This window comes from Blautia faecis (genome assembly GCF_020554845.1).
In the GTDB taxonomy this organism is placed as follows: domain Bacteria; phylum Bacillota; class Clostridia; order Lachnospirales; family Lachnospiraceae; genus Blautia_A; species Blautia_A faecis.
Genome location: NZ_JAJCIA010000020.1, coordinates 54,678 through 80,692 on the forward strand (window position 1 = coordinate 54,678; position 26,015 = coordinate 80,692).

A 26,015-nucleotide genomic window follows, 5' to 3' on the forward strand; every position below is an offset into this window, starting at 1 on the left:
AATTGGTTATTGTTCAAAGATTGTGAACAGCAATAATTTACGGGAGGAAAACAGAAATGGAACATACATTTTGGATCTGGTATCCGGGAGATTTTGAATTATATCATGCCATGAAGCAGAATTTCAGCCGTGTGGAGAGAGGTTTTGGATGGCCGGCATTTTGGAAGAGTGAGGGCTTCCGCAACCGTGTGGCTTTCCGCCGGACTTATGAATTGGAGCAGGAGACCAGTTTTACTGTATTTTCCAATGCGATTGGTCATGTGCTTGTAACCAGGGAGAATGGGGAGAAGAAATATCCATTTGGAAAGAAGATTACAGTAGCACCTGGAAAGGTGCGGATCTCTATTCATGCAGGCTGTGTGGAGGCATTTCCTTGCGCTTATGTGCAGGGTGAGGTGATCCATTCTGATAAAACATGGAAGGCAGAGGATTATTCCCAGCCATTAGTGCCGGTTGGAGTGTGTAAGTATTTTACCAAGCCGGGACAGAATCCTACTGTGTGGGAATATACAGAAAAAGAGTGCAAGCCGGTGAAAATCAGCGAGATAAACGGTGGCGTGCTGGCAGAGTTTGCGACGGAACTGACGGCGGCGGTTTATGTGAAAAGTAAACGCAGTAATTGTGTTGACAGTACAAGCGAAGATGAGGATTTAGAGGTTTTTTGCGGTGAATCTGAGGACGAAGCTCTTGACCTTGAGCACTGCTACTACAGCTGGCAGCCGAATCCGGTTACAAATCGATGCCCATGCTGTGCAGTCCGTTTTGCATTCATTCCGAATTGCAAAGCCGAAGATGTGGAAATCACAGCATTCTATCAGTATGTAGATTTCCCGAAACGCGCTTCCTTTAAGTGTAATGATGAGAAACTAAATAAAATCTGGGAGGTGGCGGAGCATACCTTCCGTCTTTGCAGCGGTATCTTTTTCCTGGATGGGGTGAAACGTGACAAATGGATCTGGTCTGGAGACGCCTACCAGAGCTTTTTTGTAAATCAGTATCTGCTGGCAGATCCTGATATTGACCAGAGAACTCTTTTAGCACTACGTGGAAATGATCCTATGACAAGACATATCAATACCATCATGGACTATTCCCTGTTCTGGATCCTGGGCGTGCTTTATCATTATGAGGCATATGGTGACCTGGAATTTGTCCGCCAGGTTTATCCGAAAATGTGCTCCCTTATGGAGTTCTGTGAGGGTCAGCTGGATGAAAACGGATTTCTTGTAGGTCGTGAAAATGACTGGATCTACATTGACTGGGCTGACATGGATAAGACTGGTGCCCTTTGTGCAGAGCAGATGCTGTTCGCAGCATGCTGGCAGACCATGGCGAAAGTGAGTGCGGCTCTTGGAGAAGAAAATCCGGAATACATGGAGAAATATGAGAAACTGATCGGGCAGATCCGTAAATTATACTGGGATCAGGAGAAAGGCGCATTTATTGATTCCTTTGAATCCGGTAAGAGAAATGTGACCCGTCATGCCAATATTTTTGCAATTCTTTTTCACATTGCAACACAAGAAGAGCAGGAGAAAATTCTGGCAAATGTAATTAAGAATGATGCAATTCCGGCAATTACAACTCCGTATTTCAACTTCTTTGAACTGGATATGCTCTGCCAGACCGGAAATCTGGAATTTGTACTAAATAAGATTCGCAATTACTGGGGCGGTATGCTGGACCGCGGTGCAGTTACCTTCTGGGAAGAGTTTGACCCGGAGGCACCAGTAGAAACTCAGTACGATATGTACGGCGACCGCTTTGGAAAAAGTCTCTGCCATGCCTGGGCTGCAAGCCCGATCTATTTCCTGGCGAAGTATTTCATGGGGCTGAAATTTACTGGAGTCGGCGGAAAAGAATTTGTGGTAGAACCGCATACTGAGTTTTTCGACAGCTTTGATTGTACATTGCCTGTTGCTGAGGGACAGGTACATATTGTGTGGGATGGGAACGAGCTGAAGGTAGAGAAGGCAGCTCACAGACTTGATTTATAAAGTTCTGTGGGCTGTTATTAGCGTTAAAAAAAGGACTGTTCACGCTAATTCTTCCACAGAGATAGGAAAAAGCAGTAAACTGTTAACAGATTGAGAATGCCGAAAAAGTAGTTGGTTTAAGGACAGAGATTTCAGAAAGGAGCAGTTTACTGTATGCAGAAAATTGATTTTAACAAGGATTGGATATGCAGGTGTCTTACCCGGGATGAGGAAGCTTATCCGGTGACTTTGCCACATGATGCAATGCTGAGTGAGCCGCGTACTCAGGAGAGTACCGGCGAGGGAAATGTTGGATGGTATATTGGTGGAGATTACGAATATACTAAGAATTTCTTTGTGCCAGAGGAGTATAAAGATAAGAAAGTCCTCATTGAATTCGAGGGGATTTACCACAATGGCGAAGTTTACATAAATGGGAAAAAGGCGGCTTACCGTCCTTATGGTTATACCAATTTTTATGTGGATACAGAGGGCTTTTTCCAGTATGGAAAAGAGAATGAGATCAAAGTCATTGCGCGCAATGCTGACCAGCCAAACAGCCGTTGGTATTCAGGAACCGGTATTTACCGTCCGGCTTATCTGCATGTTGCAGGGGAGAAATATATTCCGGTAAATGGTGTGAAAATCCGTACTCTGAGTTATGATCCGGCAAAAATTGAGGTTGTTGTAAAGACTTCTGCGCCGGGAGAGGTTTCCCTGAAGATTGAGTTTGAGGGCTCTAAAGTACTTAGAGTAATTGGTGAAAGTACAAAAATAGGGAATGTAAACAATGACAGAATAATATCATCAGATAATAAAAACATGCAGCCAAATGGATCAGTACAGACTGGAGAAAATGGTCAGAAGAGTGAATTGGTGCAGGTGGAAGCAGAAAAAAATAATCAGGCAGCAGAATACCAGGCCATCTTCCAGCTGGACGTTCCAAACGCAAAGCTCTGGGATACAGAGCACCCGAATCTTTATACCTGTAAAGCAGTTTTCGGTGAAGACGAAGTAATCGAAACTTTCGGAATCCGCGAGCTGATCTGGAACCCGCAGGTGGGAATGACCATTAACGGAGAGCGTGTGATTCTTCGCGGAGCCTGCTTCCATCATGACAATGGTGTGCTTGGTGCATGTACTTATCCGGAAGCAGAAGAACGTAAAATGCGTATTCTCAAAGAAAATGGATACAATGCAGTCCGCTCTGCACATTATCCTTGCTCTAAGGCACTTCTGGATGCCTGTGACCGTGTGGGAATGCTGATGATGGATGAATATGTGGATGTGTGGTACATTCATAAAACTAAATATGACTATGCAGGACAGCTTGCGGACTGGTGGAAACAGGATTTAAAAGACATGGTTGATAAGGATTACAACCATCCAAGTGTGATCATGTACTCCACCGGAAATGAGGTTGCAGAGACCGCCCAGAAGAAGGGAATTGCCCTCACCGGTGATATGACAAACTTCCTTCACAGCCTGGATTCAACCCGTCCTGTTACCTGCGGAATCAACATTTTCTTCAACTTCTTAAGCTCCATAGGACTTGGTGTTTACAGCGATGATAAGGCAGAAAAGAGCGCTGGAAATGCAGAGAAAAATGCCGCTCAGGCAACTGGAAAGAATGAGAAAAAAGTAGTTAAAAGTGGTAAAAAGACAGTAAATAAAGCCACAGAAAATGGAAAAAAAGGATTAGGCAGTACCAAGCCGGAAAAGAAGAAAAAACCAGTAGGAAGCGAGTTCTATAATACTCTTGCCTGTCTGGTTGGAGACTACTTTATGAAGTGCGGTGCTACCCTTTATCCATGCGATTTAAGGACGAAGGATGCCTACGCAAACATGGATATCGCAGGTTATAACTACGGTATTTTCCGCTACAAGCATGACCTGAAAAAGTACCCGAACCGTCTGATTCTGGGAAGCGAAACCTTCTGTAAGGATGCGTATAGTTTCTGGGAAATTGCCAAGAAAAACAAACGGATTATCGGTGATTTTGTGTGGGCAGGATGGGATTATATCGGAGAAGTCGGGGATGGTGCAGCAGAGTATTCTGACTATAAATTTGAAGATCCCGCCACGAGAATGACAGGTGGAAACGGCCGAATTGACCTGAACGGAAAACCGCGTGCAGAGGCTGCATATACCAGAGTCGCTTTTGAAAGAGAAACAGGTCCGTTTATTGCAGTTGATCCTGTTTACCAGAAAGAAAAGCTTCGTCTTACTGGCTGGCAGCTGACAAAAGCTCTGGAAAGCTGGGCATGGGATGGCTGTAACGGAGAACCGGCGAAGGTAGAAGTTTATGCAAGGGCTGCACAGGTTGAGCTGTTTATCAATGGCAAAAGTGTTGGTAAAAAGAAAGTGAAAAAATGCCGTGCAAACTTTAATACCACCTATCAGGATGGGGAGATAACGGCGGTTTCTTACGATGAAAACGGAAAAGAAATCAACCGTTATTCCTTACAGACAGCAGGAAAAGATACGGTTCTTCAGGTGCGCCCAGAGGAGAAAACCGTGAAGCCGGAAGGCCTTGCATTTATTCAACTGCAATACACAGATAGCAAGGGAATCTGGAAACCAATGGAGAAACATAACATAAAAGTAACGGTAGAAAATGGTGTCCTGAAGGGGCTTGGAAGCCCGGCTCCGTATGTAAAAGGGAATTACACGGACCATACTGTGGCGACTTATTATGGTGAGGCGATGGCAGTTGTACAGGCAGATGGAAACGGACCGGTGAAGGTTACAGTGGCAGATGAAGAACGGTTTTATGTGGCAGAAATTCCATGTGAATGAAGTGAAAGGCTTATGATTTAAGGTAGAAAAGAGGTTGAAAAAATGAAGAAAAAAGGTTTTATCATAGGGGGAATTTGTCTTGCTGTTGTAGCTGGTATTCTCGGTTACAATCATGAAGCTGTCCGTGTGGTTTTTCATAATGTATACTCTCCATCAGTGAAATTAGATGATTCTTCCAAATGGAACGGAGGAAAAGCTTATGAGAAGCTGCCATATTCTGAGGCTTCCGAAAATGACTATCTGGATCTGTATGTGCCGGACAGTGAAAAACCTATGCCTTTGATCATACTGGTACATGGGGGCGGCTTTGTATACAATGACAGCCAGTCCCGTCAGGCGCAGCTGATGTACCGCTATTTCCGCGATCATGGATATGCATGTGCATCCGTTAACTATCGTCTTGCCCAGGAAGCAGCCTTTCCGGCAGGTGTGGAAGATGTGAAATCAGCAATCCGTTTTCTTCGTGCAAATGCAGAGAAATATGGATACGATCCGGAGCGTTTTGCAATCTGGGGAGAGTCAGCTGGAGGCTATTTATCTGTGATCTGTGGCGCTTCCAATGATGAGGAATTTAATAGTGTTCCATTTATCGGAGAAGATGAGAACCATCCTGTTTCCAGTGAAGTGCAGGTGATCCTGGACTATTACGGCTGTGTGGAATTCGGAACCATGGAAGATGATTACAGGGAGCTTAGGATCCCCAAAATTGTCCGCTGGGCGGCCAGCCTGTGGCTTCAGGGAGCAATTAAAGATACCGGCTACGAAGATGTAGAATCTTATTGGATGCGCAAGGATGTAAAAACTCTTACTGAGGATGAGAAAAACAATTATAGTCCATTATATTATATTGAGAAAAATCTTACGGAGAAAAACAGCCCGGATATATTGATCTGGCATGGTGATGCGGATTTAGATGTTCCGTATCTGCAGTCTGAGAGACTGAATGCACTGCTTACAAGAATTGTTGGGACAGATAAGGTGGAATTTAAGCTTTTTCATAATTATAAGCATGCGGCAGATCAGCTGTACAGTGATGAAAATCTGGGAATCCTGAAAGAATATCTGGATGAGAAATTTGCATAAGGGAAGTCGCATACATTAATATGAGCGTGATTACCGGAGAATCGGCAGACACATAAGCTGACAGAAACGAAGAAAATATCTGGCACAGGGCAGAATTGCCCCGTCAGATATTTTTTTGCCCTCAAATAAAAAGGTTTTAACAAAATCTGTCAAAACCTTGAAAAAGCTAAATGGGTTTGATATGCTGTCTATATATATCTTTTGATGAGTTGTAAGTCATTGTTTACAGGTAATATTCTGTGCGGGTAAATTTTGCACAGAATTGCAGCACAAGGTGATCATTGTGCACTTAGTGAGCAGTGCTATTTTATATAGTAGGGAGAAACTATGAAAATAGAAAAAAAACTATGGATCACTCTGTTCGTATTTGGATTGTTTGCAATTGGTTTTTCAGGTTGGATATTCAGTCAGAGTACAGCCAGGGAAAAATTGCTCTGGGATAATACGATTAGGTTTGAAACAAAAAAACTGACAGATGGAGAAATCAAATCAGAGAATATTGCTCTGCCCGAAGACTTCGATGATCCCAGATCAATCTTATTTAAAACCACACACACCATTGCAGAAGTGTGGCTGGACGGAGAAAAAATATACGAATACGGAAATGAAGAAGATGCTCCCAGCTTTATGAAGTCACCGGGAAGCTGCTGGCACATTGTGAATATTCCGGAAGACAGCGCTGGTAAAAGTCTTGAGGTCAGAATTATTCCAGTATATGACAACTATTATGGAAATGAAGTCAGCATTGTATACGGAACACGGGGCAATTGCGTTCTGAAAATTTTAATGGACAGCTTTAAAACCCTGTTGCTCAGCTGCGGGATCCTGTTTGCAAGCATCATCTGCCTGCTGCTTTATTTGGGAGCAGTGCGAAGAAAAAGAAGAGACAAGACAGAAACGAAGATAGAGGTCTTTTTAAACCTTGGATTTTTCTCATTGCTGATTGCAGTATGGACACTGGCACAATGTGGATTCCTGCAGTTTTTGATTCCGGATGGAAGAACTTTGTATTTTGTAGATTATTTTTCATTCTTCCTTTTCCCGGTACCCTTTAATTTTCTGCTATATGATATCTGCAAAAGCAGATACCACAAAGGTGCATTGATTTTTCCCATTCTTTATCTTGCGAATATGGCAGCTGACGTTCTGCTTCAGTGTACGGGAATTATTGATATATTCCGGCTGCTTCCCGCAACCCATGTTATTATGGTTGCCAATGCAGTTTACACAGTTGCCCTCATTCTTTACGAGGCCAGAAAAGAAGGCAACGATGAAGCCAAGAAATTCCAGTATCCTATGTGTGTGCTCATAGTATTCGGAATGGTAGAAATGTTCCTTTATTATTTGAGAAAATTTCAACAGACATCCATTTTGCTTCCCATAGGAACCCTGCTGTTTATCATTATGCTGATCTGGATCCAGGTTTCCCAATATTACGATCAATACATCCAGAAACAAAAGGTGATCTATCTGCAGAAAATAGCCAACATGGATATGCTCACAGAGGCCATGAACCGAAACGCTTACGAGGACATGGTGAAATATCTGGAGGAAAGTGATATTAAACTTCGTACAACAGGTGTAGTTCTGTTTGATCTGGATAATCTGAAAGTGATCAATGACAATTTTGGGCATGAAAAGGGAGACGAAGCGCTGAAGCTATGCTATCAGTGTATCAGTCAGGCATTTCAGAATGTAAAGAACTGTTTTCGGATTGGCGGCGATGAGTTTGCATATGTATATCATAGCGATGAGAAGGATATGATTCCGGAACGGCTGAAGGCGCTGGAGCTGATTTTGAAAAAAACAGCGGAAACGAACAAGCTGGAGTATCCACTCAGCATGTCAGCCGGATATGCTTATTATCAGCCTGATATAGATTTTGACTTTAAGGATATTGTAAGACGAAGTGATACCATGCTGTACCGTCAGAAGCGCAGAAAGAAGGTGGCACGGTCAGCAGGTCTGGACAATCTGCTCTCCCGTATGAGTAAGCAGTCGACAGAGGAGATCACAGATGAGGTGATCCTGCAGGAGAAAAAGTTTCAGAGCATGTCTGTGGATGAGCTTTGCAGTGTGATCGATCTTCTTAGTCCGACTACAGATAATTACCCATATGTGGTTGACTTTCGGTCGGATTTTTATTACATAGCAAATCAGGCTCTTGAACGCTTCTGTATTCCCAAAAATGGTTTTCATAATGTAATTTCGAAGCATAAGGAATTTGTATATGCACCGGATTATGAAAAACTGAAAGCGGAATTTGATGATCTTCTGGAAACAGACCGCTGCACCCATAGCATGGAATATCGTTGGCTGGATCTGAAAAAAAAGCCGATCTGGATTCATTGCAAAGGGTATCTGGTCCGTGACGATAACATGAAACCTCTTTATATGATTGGTTGTGTGAACGAAATTGGAAAGAGACAGAAGGCAGATAATGTAAGCGGACTATTGGGAGAGTCTGGTTTCCGGGAGTATATGAACCAGCTGGATACTCCTTTGGAGACAGGATATCTGCTTCGTATAGGAATCGATCATTTTAAGGAAATCAATGATAACTTCGGACAGGAGTACGGTGACTTTGTACTTAAGAAAACGGCGGAGTGTATTTCAGGCTGTACATCAGAAGGACAGAAGGTGTACAAGCTTGTGGCAGATGAATTTCTGATTCTGGATGTTGCTTCTGACGAAGCGAAGGATGCGGATAAGCTTTATGATAAAGTGAGAGAGGCAATAGACAGATTTATTGAAACCAATGAATTTAAAGTCATGTATACGGTTTCAGGAGGAATTGTACCATTTGCGGCATTAAAGGGAAATCAGTGTTCAGAAGCATTGAAGCTGACGGATTTTGCCCTGAATGAGGCGAAGAAGCTGGGAAGAAACCGTTGTTATATATTTAATGGGGAAACCTACAGAAAATTTCTTCGGAAAAGGGAGATCACCCAGGAACTGCGGGAAGCTGTGATCAATGGATTTCAGGGCTTTACAGCTTTTTACCAGCCTGTATTTGCTGAAGACAAAAAAGTGCCTTATGGAGCAGAAGCTTTAATGCGTTTTACCTCTGAAAAATTCGGAATGATTTCACCGGCGGAGTTCATTCCCATTCTGGAAGAAACAGGTCTGATTATTCCTGCTGGCCGCTGGATGATGAAAGAGGCTATGGGAAAATGCAGTGAGATCAGGAAGATACTTTCAGGGTTCCGGATGAGTATTAATATTTCCCAGGTACAGGCCTCTAAGTCTGATGTGATTCAGGATATCAGTGCAGAAATGAAAAGGACAGGGCTGCCGCTGGAAGCGGTGATCGTGGAATTGACAGAGAGCGATCTTCTGGAACAAAATATAAATGAGAAGCATTTTCTCACAGAACTGAAGCGAATGGGAATCAGTCTGGCGCTGGATGACTTTGGAACCGGCTACTCGAACTTCCATTATCTCAGCGAGCTGAAACCAGAGATCATTAAGATCGACCGTTCTTTCACTGCGAAAGCAGTTGCAGATGAGCAGGAATATTATCTTCTGAATCAGTTTTGCACCATGATTCATAATCTGGATATGAAGATTTGTATCGAAGGTATAGAAAGTGCCCAGGAATGGCTCAAAATCCGAAAGCTGTGCCCGGAATTCACACAGGGATATTTCTGGGGGAAGCCTTGTGGGTATGAAGAGTTTGTGAGAAAATTTGTACAAGAAAAATAAGAGAAATCCGGTACAAAGTGTATAAAAATGCTTTGTGCCGGATTCTTTTTATGTGTGTATAAAATAATCTGCTACAGCACATAAAATTAAAAAAATGTAAAATACAAAAGTTTTAAAAATACATTTTAAAAACTTGAAAAAATATCAGTGATAAGCAGTTAGGAAATGAGTGAGAAAATGGAAAAAATGATAGAGATAATTTGATACTGGATGTTGATGGCAATAAATTAGATAGATTTTGCAAATTGACGTTGCGTGGGATTTAACCTATAATGAAATTAGTTTTATGAGTGAAATGGGGGAAACTATGCGCGTTGATGAGGTCATGACAGAAATTATACAACGGTGCAGATTGTATGGGGCACAGAAGATAATTCTGTATGGATCCCGGGCAAAGGGAACTGCGACAGAGCGGAGCGATATTGACATTGCAGTGTCTGGAGTCGCTTCACACGAAATTCTTGATTTGCAGGAGAATTTAGAAGAGATTCCAACATTGTACACAATTGATCTGGTTGATCTTGATACTTGTCAGAATCAGCTGTTGTTGGAGGATATAAAACAATATGGACGAGAAATTTATAAGAAGATTTGAGTCGTTTAGAAATTCACTGGACTCTCTGGCGGAGGCGAAACAGCGTGATTTGTCAGATTCTTTTGTACTTAGTGGAACCAGTGCTAAATTCAGTATTACATTTGACTTGGCGTGGAAGGTTATGAAAGATATTCTGGTACAGTATTATGCAATAACTGGATTTGTCACTGGCTCACCAAGAGAAGTTCTCAGAGAATCATTTCAGGCGAATCTGATTACTGGTGATGAGTGGATGGATATGCTGAAAGTAAGAAATCAGCTTGCACACGACTATGATGGAGTGATTGTGAAAGAACATTGCGGGACAATTGTTCATGTGTATATTGATAAATTATATGATTTCAAAAAGGCTGTTGAAAAATTGCTGAAAGAATAATACATCGACCGGGGCATGCCCGGTCGGTTGTTTTTAGGGAGTTTGGGTTATGGCTAAGGTGTATTTTGTGAGGGAAGAGATTAGTATAGAGGTTCCGGTGGGAATCAGCGTGCTGGAGGCAGAGATTCGGGCGGGGCTTGCGCCGGATGCGCCTTGTGGGGGGCAGGGAACCTGCGGGAAATGTCTGGTGAAGGTGGATGGAAAGCCGGTGCTGGCGTGTCAGACGAAGGTGGAAAAGGACTGTCAGGTGGAGATTCCCGGGAAGAAAAATAGAGGTAAAATTTTGAGCGAAGGATTTTCCAGAAAGGTGAATTTCCAGCCGGAATTGCAGGTGAAAACAGTGTGGCTGGAGAAGCCGGAGACTGGGGAAAAAAAGTCAGAGTGGGAGCGGCTGGTGGAAGACGTATATGGAATCTCAGACAATAAAAGAACGTCAGATGTAGATTATGGGTGTATAAAAACAGATGTAAAACTTGCCGGAAGTCTCTATGAAAAACGAAGCTTCAATCCAGAGTGGCAAGTAGCCTATACAGATGAAGAAATCCTTGATTTAAGACCAATTGTTGGCGTCCATGAAGATTCTGTCCATGGAGTGAATAGTAGTGGTGAAAAAGGTGATGAGATTTTTACTGCGGCAATCGACCTTGGAACGACTACAATTGTGGGGTATCTTCTGGATGGTAGAACTGGGGAAAACTTGGCAGTAGAAAGTAGAATGAATCCTCAGATGCAGTATGGCGGAGACGTAATTCAAAGAGCCAATTATGCGCTGGAACATGGCACAGAAACGCTGAGCAAGTGCGTGCAGAAGACAATAAATAAAATACTGGAAAGTCTTATTGTAAAAACTCAAAAAGCTCCCAAAATAGCAAGTGGAAGGAAAAAAGTGAATGATCAAACTGTCAATGGCAAGACGAAAAGCGCTGAATGGATGCCTGGAGTGGAAGATATCTATCAGGTAAGTCTTGTTGGAAACACCTGTATGCACCACCTGTTTCTTGGAATTTACCCGGCTTCTTTGGCACATGCGCCATATACGCCTGCAATCAGTCAGTCCCTTACTTTGCGCGCAGCTGATTATGGTATTCACATCCACCCAAAAGGCCAGTTGCTCCTTCTTCCGAATATCGCCGGATACATAGGCGCAGACACCAGTGGCTGTCTTCTGGCTCTTCGACAGGATTTGAAGGATGAAATAACTTTAATGCTGGATATCGGAACTAACACAGAGATGATCCTTGGAAATAAATATGGCCTGGCAGCCTGCTCCGCGGCATCTGGCCCAGCCTTTGAAGGGGCGAAGATCCAGTGCGGAATGCGGGGGCTTCCGGGAGCTATTGATCATGTAAAATATGAAGATGGAAAATGGCAGTATACCACAATTGGCGGTGAGAAGCCTGCAGGCCTATGCGGTTCCGGGCTGATTGATCTGGTGGCAGAACTTCTGCGAGTTGGTTTGCTGGATGAGAATGGAATTCTTCACAGCGGGCAGGAAAGAGCAGACACGTTTATGCTTGTGCCACCACAAGAAACTGGTTTTTCCCAATGTGGGCAGAATATGTCAGAGGATGAGCAAAGTGAGAAAACGGAGTGTTTACAGAGAAACGAAAAAAATGGGAGTGGGCAGTCGCGTTTCGAGAATGATTGCGGAGTCTATCTTACCCAGAAAGACATTGGCGAGGTTCAACTTGCCAAAGCAGCCATTGCCGCTGGAATCCAACTCTTATTAAAGAAAAGAAACATAGAAGAATCCCAGATCCAGACTGTATATCTGGCTGGTGGATTCGGCAATTATATGAATGCAGAAAATGCGGCCCGGATTGGTCTGATCCCGGAGAGCTTTGTGAAGAAAGTACAGTGTGTGGGAAATATCGCTGGGGAAGGTGCTAAGATTGCATTGCTAAATAAGAATGAGCGCCATGAGATCGAAAGAGCGGTACAGAGCATTGAATTTCTGGAACTGGCGGCCTGCCCGGAATTTCAGGATTGTTTCGTAGATGAGCTGGGATTTGAAAGGTAAAGAGATTTCCGGTTACTGTTCACTGGTAATATTCCGCGAGGTGTTTTTTGTGAACAAAGTTCACAGAAAACCCGAGAATTGCGGCGCGAAATCATGCGAATGCATGATTTCTGTGCATCGCGAAGCGCGTTACTGGTCACGGAGTGAACAGTAACGATTTCCGTGTTTATTACAGGAAATTTTAGTGCTGATTTTATAAAAATAGAAGACTGAGAATTATAAAATGTTTTTGTATATTATTATCTGTGGATAATAATGATTTAAAAAGGATTAGAGACATGAATTTCAAAGACTTAAAACAACTATGCCTGTCCCACGGTTTTACCAACGTGGCTCCGTTGGCCTGCGATACCATTGAACTAAAGCCAGAAGTACGCCAGATGTGCGCCTCCGATTCCTGTCACAAATACAACAAATGCTGGAGTTGTCCGCCCGGCTGCGGAACCCTGGAGGAATGCGAACAAAGAGTAAGAAAGTATAAACTTGGAATCCTGGTACAGACAGTGGGACAGCTGGAGGATTCCATGGATGGGGAAGGCATGATGCGCACAGAAGCTACGCACAAAGCCTCCTTTTACAGCCTGGAAAAAGATCTGCGGAAATTTTACCCGAACATGCTTCCAATGGGCGCAGGCTGCTGCACAAAATGCAAAACCTGCACCTGCCCGGAGGCCCCCTGCCGATTTCCGGACCAGGCCTTTTCCTCAATGGAAGCCTATGGAATGCTGGTCATGCAGGTTTGTCAGGCAAACCACCTTGACTATTATTATGGTCCTGGAAAGATTGCGTATACCAGCTGTTATTTATTAAAGTGAAACTGGGAAGATGAAATGCAGGTGGTTAGATATTTCGCAAAGAAAAGTTGTATATGTGAGTATTTTACGATGCTTTGCGCTGAAATCCTGCATATGCATTTAGTTGTGAAATTATTCACAGTAAGATAGTATAATCGAATGAGAAAATAACAGAAGAGGAATTTCCCCCAATTGATATAAAATGAATTTGTAAAAGCAAGTCCATTTAGCGGAGGACTTGCAGCGGAGAGAACGAAACTGTTACAGCTTGCGGAGAAGATTGTGACGGAAAATTACAAGTTACTGGTCACGGAGTGAACAGTAGCAATTACAATTTCATATTGGAGGGAAAATGCCATGATTATTATTGGTGAGAAGCTGAACGGATCCATTCCGTCAGTTGCAAAAGCCATCGCTGAGAAGGATGCGGACCTGATCAGAGAAAGAGCCAGAATGCAGGCAGAAGCGGGAGCCACATTTCTGGACGTATGTGCCTCAGTAGAAGAGGCTGTAGAAGTAGAAACCTTGAAATGGATGATCGACCTTGTACAGGAAGTGACAGATACACCAATCTGTGTGGACAGTCCAAGTGCCAGATCCTGTGTTGCAGCCATTCCATTTTGTAAAAGACCGGGACTTATTAACTCTGTTTCCCTTGAAGGAGACAAAATTGACACGATTTTTCCAGTGATCGCAGATACAGACTGGGAGTGCGTAGCCCTTCTCTGCGACAATGATGGAATTCCGGATTCCGTAGAGCGTCGTATGAAAATTTTCTTCGGAATTATGGAAAAAGCGAAACAGTACGGCATTGCACCAAGCCGTTTACATATTGACCCACTGGTTGTAACCCTGGGAACAGACCAGACTGCGCTGACTGTATTTGCAGACTGCTGCAGAAGAATCAAATACGAATATCCGGAAATCCATATCACCAGTGGACTTTCCAACATTTCCTTCGGACTTCCGGTGAGAAAAAATATTAACCAGGCATTTATGGTTCTCGCTATGAATGCCGGTATGGACAGTGCCATCGTAGATCCTACCAACAAGAACATGATCGGTATGATCTATGCCACAAATGCACTGTTAGAGCGTGATGAATACTGCCTGGGTTACATTGGTAAATTTGGAAATAAAGCCACAGAAGAAGCTGCACAGCCAGTTCCTGCTTCTCCACTTGATGAGAAAATGCAGAAGGTTTTCAAATTAACTCAGGATGGAAAAAATAAAGAAATCGGACAGGCTGTTCAGGAAGCACTTGATGCAGGCTGCGACCCGACTGCAATCCTCAATGACGCTATGATCGGCGCCATGGCAGTGGTTGGCGAGAACTTTAAGAAAGAGATTATTTTCGTACCACAGATGCTGGCAGCAGCCAGGGCTATGAAGGCTGGTGTGGAAGTTCTGAAGCCATATCTTGCAACTGGCGAGGCTGGAAGTGCAGGAACGATTATCCTTGGAACTGTTGCCGGAGATCTTCATGATATCGGTAAAAATCTGGTTGGAATGATGTTTGAAAGTGCCGGCTTCGAAGTGATCGATCTTGGCGTTGATGTGCCGATCCAGACTTTTATTGATGAGGTAAATAAGCACAAAGAAGCAAGTATTGTTGCACTTTCTGCGCTTCTTACCACTACAATGCCGTCCCTTCGTGACACTGTGGCGGCACTTCTGGAACAGCCATTCAGAAGCAGGATTAAGATCATGGTTGGCGGTGCGCCGATCAGTCAGGAGTTTGCAGATGAGATCGGAGCAGACGCATACACAGAGGATGCAGCCTCTGCGGCAGAGCAGGCGAAGAAATATGCAGAATCCGGTTTCTGTGCAAAGGCAGCGGCTGGAGAATTTGATCCGGCACCTGCAAAGGATAGTGAAGAAGTTACTGAGACAGGAAAAACCGCGAAACCAGCGGAAAATATTGCAACTGAGGAAACTTTTACAGAAAATGGTTCCTGGCTTCGAAAGCCCATACAGGTTGAGCCGCATTTTGTAAAAGAAGAAGTAGATTTAAGCAAAATCCAGCTTCCGAAGCCAGGCGAAGGCTACAAGGTAAACATGGAAGCTGCCAAAGAGAAATTCCGCAATTACTGGGCACATAAGAACACAGGAAGACCGCTTATGTGCGTAATCGCAAGAAGACCGGAGGTAGAGCAGTATTCCGATGGAACTCCTGTAGAGGGTGGCTATCTGGATCAGATCTGCCAGGGCAAATATTACAATATGCCGGAAGAACTGAAATGGAAAGACATGGAGGATAAATACCAGAATCCTCAGAGAATCGTTGACCGTTACCGTTACTTCTGTGAGACCCATGCGTTCCTTGGTGAGAGCTTCCCGAACCTGAATATCGACTTTGGACCAGGTTCCCTTGCTTCTTATCTTGGATCTGAGATTGGATTCAAAGAAGACACTGTATGGTTCAATAAGTGTCTGGACAGCTGGGACGGTGTTCCGAAGCTGACCTTTGATCCGGAGAATAAATGGTTTAAGAAACACATTCAGCTTGCAAAAGACTGCCAGGCACTTGCCGGAGATGACTTCTATGTGGATATGCCTGACCTTATGGAAAATATTGACGTTCTTGCTTCTCTTCGCGGAGCCCAGGACATTCTCTTCGACCTTCTGGATGAGCCGGAAATGATCGGAGAAAGAATCCAGGAGGTAACGGATATTTACTATGAATATTACGACCGCTTCTATGATATCATTAAAGATGAAGAAGGCGGAAATGCATACACCGTATTCCAGATCTGGGGACCAGGCAGAACTGTGAAGCTCCAGTGCGACTTCTCCGCAATGATGTCACCGGAAGACTTCCGGAAATACATTCAGCCGTCCTTACGTACCCAGTCTGAAAATGTAGACCATGTACTTTACCATCTGGATGGACCGGCTGCAATCAAGCATATGGACGCCCTTATGGAAATTGATGGAATCGATGCTCTTCAGTGGACCAGCGGCGATGCCGGCCCGGACGGAACACTTCCGGATTGGGATGTGATCTACGACAAAGCTATCGCAGCAGGAAAATCTATCTGGGTAAAGGTTTATTCCGGAGAATTCGAAGACTGGATCCGCAACGTAGACCGTATTGTAAAGAAATACGGCTCCCACAGTCTTTTCCTTCTTTTCCCGGAAATGTCCATGGAGCAGGCTGCATATCTTCTTGATTATGCAGACCGCAACTGGAGCGATGTGAAGGGTACTTTTGTAGAGTCTCTGGGACGCTGAAACATATGCAATCCTATTGATGGAAGCAACCCATATTCAAATTAAGTTTGTTTTGTTAACTCCATAATAAAAACCACAAAGCGCCGGCAGGTAAATCTGTCGGCGCTTTGCGTTGTCTGTATGAGATATACAACGTGCAATAATTCATATAAAACTAATAGGAATAATTATAATATTTGTGCAATTAGTACAAAAAACAATAAGAAAGTATAAAGTAACAGGAAGAAAATAGAAGAAAAAGTTTTTTTAAAAGATATAATTGAAATTAATACGCGGGGGAAACACAAAAATTGAATGGGGAAAAGAGGTATTTCAAACTATGAAACAGAAAGCTATGGATGTAAAACTTGTTGTAAGACCATTGATCGGTTGTCTGACACACACGCATTTCTGGGAAGGCCCGTGCCGTGCCGGACGAAAAGAGGATATGACTGTAGAGGCAGAGACAAAGGTTGCTGATGAAACCTTCAAAAGCTCTGTAGAGGCCCTGAAGGACGTGATCAGCGAGGTTGAATTTAAAGAGGCATTGGATGTAAGATATAATGAATCCTTTGTTGTAGAAAAAGAAATGTTCGACAAGATCGGTGAAGATGTAGATGAAATTGACTGCTTCCTTTGCATGGGATGGAGAATTCCGAAGCTGGAACGCTACAGAAAACCGGTCATTATCTGGCAGAATGGAAATGAGGGCATTGATTTTGCAGCATATTGCCGCTCAATTGGTGTGGAAGCATATGTGGCAATGGATCTTCAAGATGTAAACGAGATCGCACATATTCTCTGGGTAAGAAAAGCAGTTCGCAATACAAGAGCACTTGTTCTGACAGCAGGATCACAGCCTACATTTGGAATCCAGAGCCTTATCCGTGATCCGGAGGTCCTTCGTCAGCGCTATGGATTCGAGGTGATCAAGCTTCCATTTACTTCTATTTTCAAATATATGGATCAGATTACCGATGAAGAGGCTAAGCCGATTGCTGAGAAGCTGATTGCAGGCTCCACAGATACCCAGGTAAATACAGACTGGTTTATCAATGATATCAAATACTATCTTGCAGCAAAGAAAATGATGGATATTTATGACTGCAATGCATTTTCCACAGCCTGTCATGAGCTTTGTACGACGGAAATTCCACAGAACCGTAAATTTACACCATGTATGTGTCATTCAATTATGAAGGATGAGGGAATTCCAAGCGGATGCGAGGAAGACCTGAATGCACTTATGGCAATGCTGATCATGCAATACGCTGCAAATCGTCCGGCCTTTATGGGAAATCCAAATCATGAGACAGATGAGCTGCTCAGGATCCATCATGCAGTTCCGGCCCTTTGTATGAACGGATATGGAACAAAACCGCTGGAATACAAGCTGTGGGCATTTACCGGACAGGGCTTCGGCGGCAAGCTTCAGGTTGATTTTACACAGAATGAAGACGATTATATTACACTTGGCCGTTTCAATCCGGCAGGTGATACCATGTGCATTAAGAAGGGAAAAGTAATCCGTTCGGAATATGCCGAGACCTATTGCAGCCCATATTACTATATCCAGATGGATGATGCAAGGGAGTTTATGCACAATCTGGCTGGCTTTGGACATCATCAGGTTCTGATTTTTGGTGATTACACCAAGCTGATCAAAAAAATTGCAAAGGTTATGAATTTCAATATCCTGGAAGGATGAGTTAGATGATCTATCTGAACAATGCGGCCACTTCCTGGCCCAAGCCTTCCTCTGTGTGTGAAGCTGTACAGGCGTGTCTTATGGGCACGCCTGCTTCGCAATTTCGGGGAGGAAGCGCAATTTTGAAAAAAGATACAGAAGAAAGGTGCAGGGAAAAGCTTGGAAAGCTGCTTGGCATCCATGCTCATGACCGGATCTTTTTTACCTCAGGTGCTACGGAAAGCCTGAACACCGTGCTGTGTGGACTGGATTACGGAGAAGAGGGACGTGGGATCCTGGCAACCCAGACAGAGCACAATAGTGTATTGCGCCCGCTTATGAATCAGCCGGTATTCAAGAAGCATCCGGTAACAATCATTTCCTGCCTGGAAAATGGAGCAGTTACCCGGAAGGCACTGGAAAAAGGTTTGGAAGAAGCTCTGGAAAACACAGGGAAAAATCCGTCAGCTCTTATTGTAAACCACTGTTCCAATGTGACCGGATATGTGCAGGATATGAAGCTGATTGGAAATTTTGTAAGAGAAAATAATCTGCTTCTGCTTGTTGATGTATCGCAAAGTGCAGGTTGTATTCCGGTGGATGCAGACAGCTGGAGGGCAGATGGGGTTATTTTTACAGGGCATAAAAGTCTTTTGGGAATACAAGGCACCGGGGGCTTTTTCATAAGAAAGGGGCTGGAGCTGAAGCCATTGAAGTATGGCGGCACAGGGCGGAACAGTCAACAGCTTACTTATGAAGACGGTGATTATGAGTATGAGGTCGGCACTCAGAATCTGCCGGGGATCAGGGCACTTCTTGCCGGTGTGGAATTCGTGCTGGAAACCGGCGTGGACAGGATACAGGAAAAAGAAGAAAGAATGATGAAGCTTTTGTATGAAGGGCTTGGGAAAATTCCGGGGGTACAGATATATGGCAGCTTTGCAGAATGTAAGGGACCTGTTATGAGCCTGAATTTTCAGGGGCTGAAAGCTTCGGATGCGGCATATATCCTGGAAAACGGTTATGAAATTACAGTGCGCGCCGGACTTCATTGTTCCCCCCTGATTCATGAGGCAATGGGAACAAAAAACAGTGGAACTGTGAGAGTGAGCGTTTCCTGGTTTACGAAAGAAGAGGAAATCCTTGCATTTCTGGAGGCAGCAGGCCAGATTGCAGCATCATTGAGAGGAGCCGATTAAATGAAAATTCTTGGAAAACAGCCGTCAAGAGAAAAGTGTGCAGAATCAGGCTGGTTCGCAACGGATTACCTTCTGGATGCGCCTATAGACAAAGCTTTTATATTAAGTCTGAGACCTCTGGGAAGTTTTGTGTATCTGGATATGCTGAAAGAGCCTTTTTTCAAAATAGAAAATGATTATTATATGATAAAGGGAGTGCAGGGAAAAGATTATTTCAGAATTGCAGTTCATGGGAAGCATGAGGATGAGCTGCAAAGGTTAGAAGAATTTTTGTATTCCGGTCAAAAAAAAGAATAAGTTACTGCTTACTCCGTGTTCCTGTTCACGGAATGAACAATAACATAATCTTTAAGGCTGATTGCATGCAGAACACAAGTCTGCTATACTGTGCTCATGAGATTATTACAGGGGGCAGAGTATGAGACTGGAACGAGACAGCATTCCTCTTGATAAAGAATTTCCTTTTCAGATATCAGAAGTGGAGCTTAACCCTTCCAACAGTCATCCGGGAACCTGGCACTGGCACAGCTATTTTGAGATCACCTGGGTTCTGGAAGGAAAGGGAAACTATTTCGTTAATGGACAGGAATATACCATGAAAGAGAATGATATTATCATTTTCAATAATGTAGAGCCGCATGGCTGGAAACTTCTGGGAGGCAGAATGAAGCTTTTGGTTATGATTTTTTCGCCGGAGTTTGTAGCAGAGAAGATCAGTACCTTTGACACGGAATATCTGCGGCCCTTCGTTGAGCGTGGAACTAATTTTAAGAACAGAGTGGGCCATGAAGAAACTGTGAATACGGAGATCCGTACCAGCATACAGGAGATTTATCAGGAATGGCAGGAGCGCAAGGAGGGCTATCCGCTTATGATTAAGGCGAATGTTCTGCGGATTCTGACCATGCTGATCCGGGCTTATCAGGATGAGACCAAGTCCGGTGAAATGCTTCGGGAAAAGAAAAATGCCATGAAACGTCTGGAGCAGGCTTTTACTTACATAAACGCTCATTATTGTGAGAAGATTACGCTGGAGGAGGTTGCAGCGTCTGTTTATATGAGCTCCAACTATTTCTCCTCCTATTTCCGTAAGTTCACCAACATCAGCTTCAGTGATTATGTGACACGTCTGCGTGTGAACCGGGCCCGGGAGCTGCTTCGGGAGGATGGGGCAAATGTGACTGAGATTGCCTTGGCATGTGGGTTCAATAATATTTCCAATTTTTACAGATTATATAAGAAGCATATGGGAAAAACTCCCGGATATGAGAAGAGTAAAAATAATTAAAATTCAGGAGCAGATAAGACATAGACCTTTTTCAGGCTGGCATGTTAGGATAAAAGCAGGAAGCTTTGTCCTGATGTGCCAGCTTTTTATGTAATGGAAAATTTCGTTGGAATTTATTATCACGCAAGAGGCTCTTTCAGACAGACAACGTAAAAAAAAGGGGATTGAAAAACGGAGGGAATGGAAAATGATAAAAACAGACAGGTATGTACAGACGGAAGCGGCAGGAATGTTATACCGGCTGATTCCGGTTACAGAGGAAATTATCCGCTGTGTAATTGGAAAAGAGGAGATTAAGGGAAACGACTCTCTTATTATTGAAAAAAAGGAATATCCGGCAGTTGAGTTTGCAGCAGAGGAAAACGAAGAAAAGCTGGAACTAAAGACTGGAAAAGTTCTGGCCTCTCTGGAACTTTCATCTGGAAGAATAGAGTGGAAGCACGCGGACGGAACCAGGTGGTGCATACAGGATAAGGCAGATTTAACAAAAATTGACGTAGTACGCTATACAACTGGAGGTGAGAAGCCGGTTATCAACCGTGTAAAAACAGTTGACGGTGAGCGTAACTTTATTCAGAATCTGAAGCCGGAGAAGGTGCGCGACGGTTATCGTGCAAGGGTATTTTTCGACTGGAAAGAGGAGGAAGAGATTCACGGTCTTGGCCAGGCGGAGGAAGGAATTTACAATTATCGCGGACACAATCAGTATCTTTACCAGCACAATATGAGGATCCCAATGCCTCTGTTTGTTTCTACAGAAGGATATGGAGTGCTGTTTGACTGCTGTTCTTTGATGACTTTTAATGATGAGGGAAGGGAGTCTTACCTGTTTTTGGATACAGTGGATCAGATCGATTATTATTTCATGGGCGGCAATACCATGGATGGAATTATCCATGCTTATCGCTATTTGACAGGCAAGGCGCAGATGCTGCCGAAGTGGGCTTATGGTTATATCCAGTCCAAGGAGCAATATTATACTTCCAAAGAATTAGAGGAAATTGTACGCCATTACAGAGAAATCGGGGTTCCGCTGGATTGTGTGGTTCAGGACTGGAATACCTGGGATCCGGGCAACTGGGGGGAGAAGATTCTGGATCAGTCCCGTTATGGGGATAACAAGGAGTGCATGGAGCGGATTCATGAGATGCATGCCCACAGCATGGTCTCTGTATGGCCGAATATGAATGCCGGAGGAAAAAATCATCAGGAATTTTTTGATGCCGGATATCTTCTGTATGATTATGCAACCTATGATGCTTTTAATGAAAAAGCAAGAGAAATGTACTGGAAACAGGCGAAGGAGGGGCTGTTTGACCAGGGCTTTGATTCCTGGTGGTGTGACTCCACAGAGCCGTTTTCCGGTCCGGACTGGGGCGGTGCGGTGAAAAGAGAGCCCTGGGAGCGTTTCCAGCTGGTTGGAGGCGAGCACAAGAAATACCTGGATCCTGCTGTGGCCAACGCTTTTGCCCTGGAGCATGCAAAGGGAATTTATGAGAACCAGAGAAAGGATCGGGAGGATATGCGTGTACTGAATTTGACACGTTCCGGTTATGCATCTGGTCAGAAGTATGCAGCTATGCTGTGGTCTGGAGATACCTGCGCGGACTGGAAGAATCTGAAGATCCAGATCGTAGAAGGTTTGAATATGGGACTGAGCGGTTATCCCTATTGGACCTTGGATATCGGAGCCTTTTTCACAGTTGCAGATAAGTGGCAGAACCGTGGATGCGGATGCAACACGGATCCGGAGCCCAAGTGGTTCTGGCAGGGAAAATATAATGAGGGTGTGAAAGATAAGGGATATTGTGAGCTTTATACACGCTGGCTTCAGATGGGAACATTTCTTCCTATGTTCCGGTCTCATGGTACAGATACGCCGAGAGAAATCTGGAATTTCGGGGAAAAGGGCACTATGTTCTATGATGCTATCGAGAAATTTATCAAGCTGAGATATCATTTTATGCCTTATATTTATTCGCTGGCAGGGGCGGTACATTTTGAGGATTATACCATTATGCGAAGCCTGTTGTTTGATTTCCCGGAGGACAGGGAGGCGCGAAAGGTGGAGAATGAGTTTATGTTTGGACCATCCCTGCTGATCTGTGCAGTTACGGAGCCTATGTATTATGGTCCGGAAAGTACCGTGCTTAACAGGGAAAAGACATGGGAGTGTTATCTGCCGGCTGGTACGATCTGGTACGATTACTGGACAAATGAGAAATATGAGGGCGGCCAGTATGTGAAGGTGGAGACACCTATTGACCGGATCCCGATTTTCGTGAAGACGGGTGCGATCATTCCGGTGGCTGATGGGCTGGTTTATGCAGAGCAGGAGCCAGAGAAGCCGGTACAGATTATCGTTTATCCTGGGGCAGACGGAGAGTTTGTGCTGTATGAGGATGAAGGAAATAACTATAACTTTGAGAATGGGGCGTATGCGACGACCAGATTCCAGTGGAAGGATGCGGCAGGACAGCTGGTGAATGGGCGTAGAGAGGGCAGCTTCCCGGGAATGAGGGAAGCGGTTTATGAGACGGTGATTATAAAGTAGGATACTGCGGTGCGGGAAGCGAAAGTGGAGAGAAGGAAAGATATATGGTTGTAGAGAGAAATAGGGCTGTATTTACTGAGGCTCCGACGGCTGTGCCAGATGGAAATGTGGATGTTTCAGGGGGCGGACGATGGAAAATCTGGCAGAATGCGGGGACGAAGATTGACGCGCCGATTTTGGGAAATGGAGATTTGCTGGCGGCAGTGGCCGGGGATGGGAGGTATCCACAGTTCTGGTTTACGACCAATGACTTCTGGCAAATGGAAAGTGCGGCGAACTGGGAATTCTTTCATGATAACAGTTCTGCCAAATGTGATCCGGCGGTAAGCGGCGGAAGCCCCAGACCGGTAGGGCGTATGGTGTTTGATATTCCTGCTATGGAGGGTGCCAGGTGGTATACGGAGCAGAAGTTTGCCACGGGAGAAACTATAACAATATTGACAAATTCCGCCGGAGAGAAATGTTCTCTGAAAAGCTGGGTGGCTGCAGATGAGAACATTCTTGTGGTAGAGTTTGAGAGTGAGACAGATCTGGATGTGGAATTTGATTTTTATTTTCCGGACGAAATAGGAAAAGGCTGCGAAAAAGCTGTGGATGTCTGGGGAAGCGGTGAGTTGGAGAATATCCAGAACGGAATGTTCGCTGGACTGGTGACGGGACGTCCGCTGCAGGTAAAGAAAACCGGCGGTGGGATTGTAAGTGGATACCGGCAGTTTTCAGATCATGTGGATATTCCAACTAAGGTTGGTTTTGCTGGGGGCTTTCTGAAGGAAACGAAAGTAATTGGCGGCGTTGAAAGTTTGGGTTCTTTAAAGAAAGAATCTATTATATCCACTGAGGAAAGTGGGAATAAATCAAATAAAGCGGTATTTACAGAACCTTCGGCGGGAAACGGTATTTTAAAGAATGTTGAGGCAGTTAAAGCATTTGGAAATACAGGGAAGCTAAGTGACAGAAGCACTCACAGAAAAATAAAAGCCGGTGAGCGGGCAACCTTCGTTCTGCCAGTGCGCTCCTGGGCGAAGTGCAGCAGACCTTATGAGTATGCCTTTTCCAGGGCAAGGTGGATAACGGAAGAAGATGTGGAAACTCTTCATGAACGGCACCTGGTATGGTGGAAAAAGTTTTGGAGTGTTTCCGAAATTTCTCTGGATGATCCGGTGATCGAGCAGAGATATTATCTGTCAAAATATATGCTGGCAAGTGTATCACGGGATCCGGAATATCCGCCCAATATTCTGGGAATCAGTACTTTTGACCGTCCGGCATGGAATGGAAATTATAAGATTAATTATAACCATCAGTCTCCCTATCTGAATCTGATGGTTTCCGGACATTTCCAGCAGTCCGATCCTCACGATGCGCCTTATCTGAAACTGATGGAAATTTCAGATGAGATGTGTAAGCGGCTGCTTCACCATGAGGGACTTTATTATCCTCTGGGCCTGGGACCTCACGGCCTGGTAAGTGAGGCCCTACTTTTGCATATGAAATCCCCAGCCATTCACGGTGCTTTGAATATGATCTATCGTTATGGAATCACGGAGGATGAGACGTATGCACAGAAGGTTTACCCCTATCTTCGCGGTGTGGCAGATTTCTGGGAAAAGGATCTGGTGTGCAGGGATGGCGTTTACCATGTAGTTGGAGATGGTATGCACGAGCGCACAGATGGGAACATCCGTGACAATGGCGTTCCGGAAGATCCGGTGAATACATTAGGTTATCTGAAAACCTTCTTTACCTGGATGCCGAGAATCAGTGAGGCACTTGATCTGGATGAGAAAAAGAGGGAAAAATGGCTGGAAATCGCAGAGAACCTGGCACCTTATCCAAAGGGGACAATTCGGGAGATTCAGGAGAATCCAACTCTTTGGAAAGAGGTGGATGTGAAGCTGGAGGATCTGCTTCCGGAAGAAATGCTGGACAAAGAGATTTATTATGATGAAGGTATCGGTGGCAAATGGTCTTTCCATTTTCCGGGAAATGTAATGCAGATTTACCCGGGTAATGCAATTGGGCTTGGAAGTGAACCGGAAGAGCTGGAAGTGGCGCGAAATACGGTGCAGATTCATGCGCTGGTGGAAAATGCGCTGGGAGAGCTGGAATATAAGAAGGCACTTGAAGAAGCAGAAGGCGTGAAAAATCCTCATTTCTACAAAGCTGGCGCTTTTAACGCATCCAACTTAAGCTGTCTGTTTTTCACCGCCGCAGTACGTGTAGGCTACGATCCGGAAATCATCTGGAAAGAAATGCGCGACATGATTCTTAACAGGGGAATCCCAAATGGATTCCTGAAAGAAAATCCTCACGGAATCGAGCAGCTGAACACCATCCCGGATGCCATCCAGGAGATGATGCTGCAAAGCTGCGAGGGTGTGATCCGTATTTTCCCGGTATGGCCGAGCGCAGAGCATCCCAATGCCTCTTTCCGGAATTTCCGTGCCTGGGGTGGCTTTGAAGTAAGCGCTGTTTTGAAAGACGGTGAGGTAGAGCGAGTTACCATACTCAGTCACAAAGGACACCCATGCAGAGTGGAAAACCCATGGCCAGGAAAATCTGTGAAGGTTTCTTATGAATACGGAAGACCGGATGAAGTGCACTTTGGAGAGTACTTAAATATAGAGCTGTATAAAGAAGAGCATGCAGAATTATTCCGGATCTAGTAGTACATCCATCTAGTTTTTAAAGTGTTGTTGGATATAGCTTTGCCAGTTTAATTCTGG

General features: G+C 44.3%; 15 protein-coding genes. All 15 read left to right on the forward strand.

What is annotated here, in order from left to right; genetic code table 11:
• The first annotated feature begins 56 nt into the window (after positions 1-56).
• A complete protein-coding gene (locus LIZ66_RS11160; RefSeq protein ID WP_227200839.1) occupies positions 57-1,997 on the forward strand; it encodes an alpha-L-rhamnosidase-related protein in 1,941 nt (646 codons plus the stop codon).
• A gap of 153 nt (positions 1,998-2,150) precedes the next feature.
• Positions 2,151-4,775, forward strand: a complete 2,625-nt coding sequence (locus LIZ66_RS11165; RefSeq protein ID WP_227200840.1) for a glycoside hydrolase family 2 TIM barrel-domain containing protein — start codon at positions 2,151-2,153, stop codon at positions 4,773-4,775.
• Positions 4,776-4,817: 42 nt separating this feature from the next.
• Positions 4,818-5,858 carry an alpha/beta hydrolase gene (locus tag LIZ66_RS11170; protein WP_227200841.1) on the forward strand — a complete coding sequence of 347 codons (1,041 nt, stop codon included), beginning with the start codon at positions 4,818-4,820 and terminating at the stop codon, positions 5,856-5,858.
• Positions 5,859-6,185: 327 nt separating this feature from the next.
• Positions 6,186-9,563 carry a bifunctional diguanylate cyclase/phosphodiesterase gene (locus LIZ66_RS11175; protein ID WP_173715757.1) on the forward strand — a complete coding sequence of 1,126 codons (3,378 nt, stop codon included), beginning with the start codon at positions 6,186-6,188 and terminating at the stop codon, positions 9,561-9,563.
• 286 nt (positions 9,564-9,849) lie between these two features.
• Positions 9,850-10,158 carry a nucleotidyltransferase family protein gene (locus LIZ66_RS11180; protein WP_226814871.1) on the forward strand — a complete coding sequence of 103 codons (309 nt, stop codon included), beginning with the start codon at positions 9,850-9,852 and terminating at the stop codon, positions 10,156-10,158.
• Positions 10,130-10,534 carry an HI0074 family nucleotidyltransferase substrate-binding subunit gene (locus LIZ66_RS11185; protein ID WP_118577587.1) on the forward strand — a complete coding sequence of 135 codons (405 nt, stop codon included), beginning with the start codon at positions 10,130-10,132 and terminating at the stop codon, positions 10,532-10,534. Before LIZ66_RS11180 ends, LIZ66_RS11185 begins: the two co-directional genes overlap by 29 nt.
• Before the next feature lie 49 nt (positions 10,535-10,583).
• Positions 10,584-12,554, forward strand: coding sequence for an ASKHA domain-containing protein (locus LIZ66_RS11190; RefSeq protein WP_195380071.1), 1,971 nt, complete (start codon positions 10,584-10,586; stop codon positions 12,552-12,554).
• A 278-nt stretch (positions 12,555-12,832) separates the two neighbouring features.
• Entirely contained in the window at positions 12,833-13,369 is a 537-nt protein-coding gene (locus LIZ66_RS11195; RefSeq protein WP_195380070.1) for a DUF2284 domain-containing protein, read from the forward strand.
• Between the two features lie 336 nt (positions 13,370-13,705).
• Positions 13,706-16,582 carry a cobalamin-dependent protein gene (locus LIZ66_RS11205; protein ID WP_330637265.1) on the forward strand — a complete coding sequence of 959 codons (2,877 nt, stop codon included), beginning with the start codon at positions 13,706-13,708 and terminating at the stop codon, positions 16,580-16,582.
• Between the two features lie 319 nt (positions 16,583-16,901).
• Entirely contained in the window at positions 16,902-18,269 is a 1,368-nt protein-coding gene (locus LIZ66_RS11210; RefSeq protein ID WP_195380069.1) for a hypothetical protein, read from the forward strand.
• A gap of 5 nt (positions 18,270-18,274) precedes the next feature.
• Positions 18,275-19,447, forward strand: coding sequence for an aminotransferase class V-fold PLP-dependent enzyme (locus tag LIZ66_RS11215; protein WP_227200842.1), 1,173 nt, complete (start codon positions 18,275-18,277; stop codon positions 19,445-19,447).
• On the forward strand, positions 19,448-19,744 hold the full coding sequence (locus LIZ66_RS11220; RefSeq protein ID WP_173773195.1) for a hypothetical protein: 297 nt from the start codon (positions 19,448-19,450) through the stop codon (positions 19,742-19,744).
• A gap of 121 nt (positions 19,745-19,865) precedes the next feature.
• Positions 19,866-20,735: an AraC family transcriptional regulator gene (locus tag LIZ66_RS11225; RefSeq protein ID WP_173770767.1), complete on the forward strand. Its 870-nt coding sequence runs from the start codon at positions 19,866-19,868 to the stop codon at positions 20,733-20,735.
• Positions 20,736-20,922: 187 nt separating this feature from the next.
• Positions 20,923-23,289: a glycoside hydrolase family 31 protein gene (locus LIZ66_RS11230; RefSeq protein WP_195380067.1), complete on the forward strand. Its 2,367-nt coding sequence runs from the start codon at positions 20,923-20,925 to the stop codon at positions 23,287-23,289.
• Positions 23,290-23,333: 44 nt separating this feature from the next.
• Positions 23,334-25,955: a glycosyl hydrolase family 95 catalytic domain-containing protein gene (locus tag LIZ66_RS11235; protein WP_195380066.1), complete on the forward strand. Its 2,622-nt coding sequence runs from the start codon at positions 23,334-23,336 to the stop codon at positions 25,953-25,955.
• Positions 25,956-26,015 lie beyond the last annotated feature (60 nt).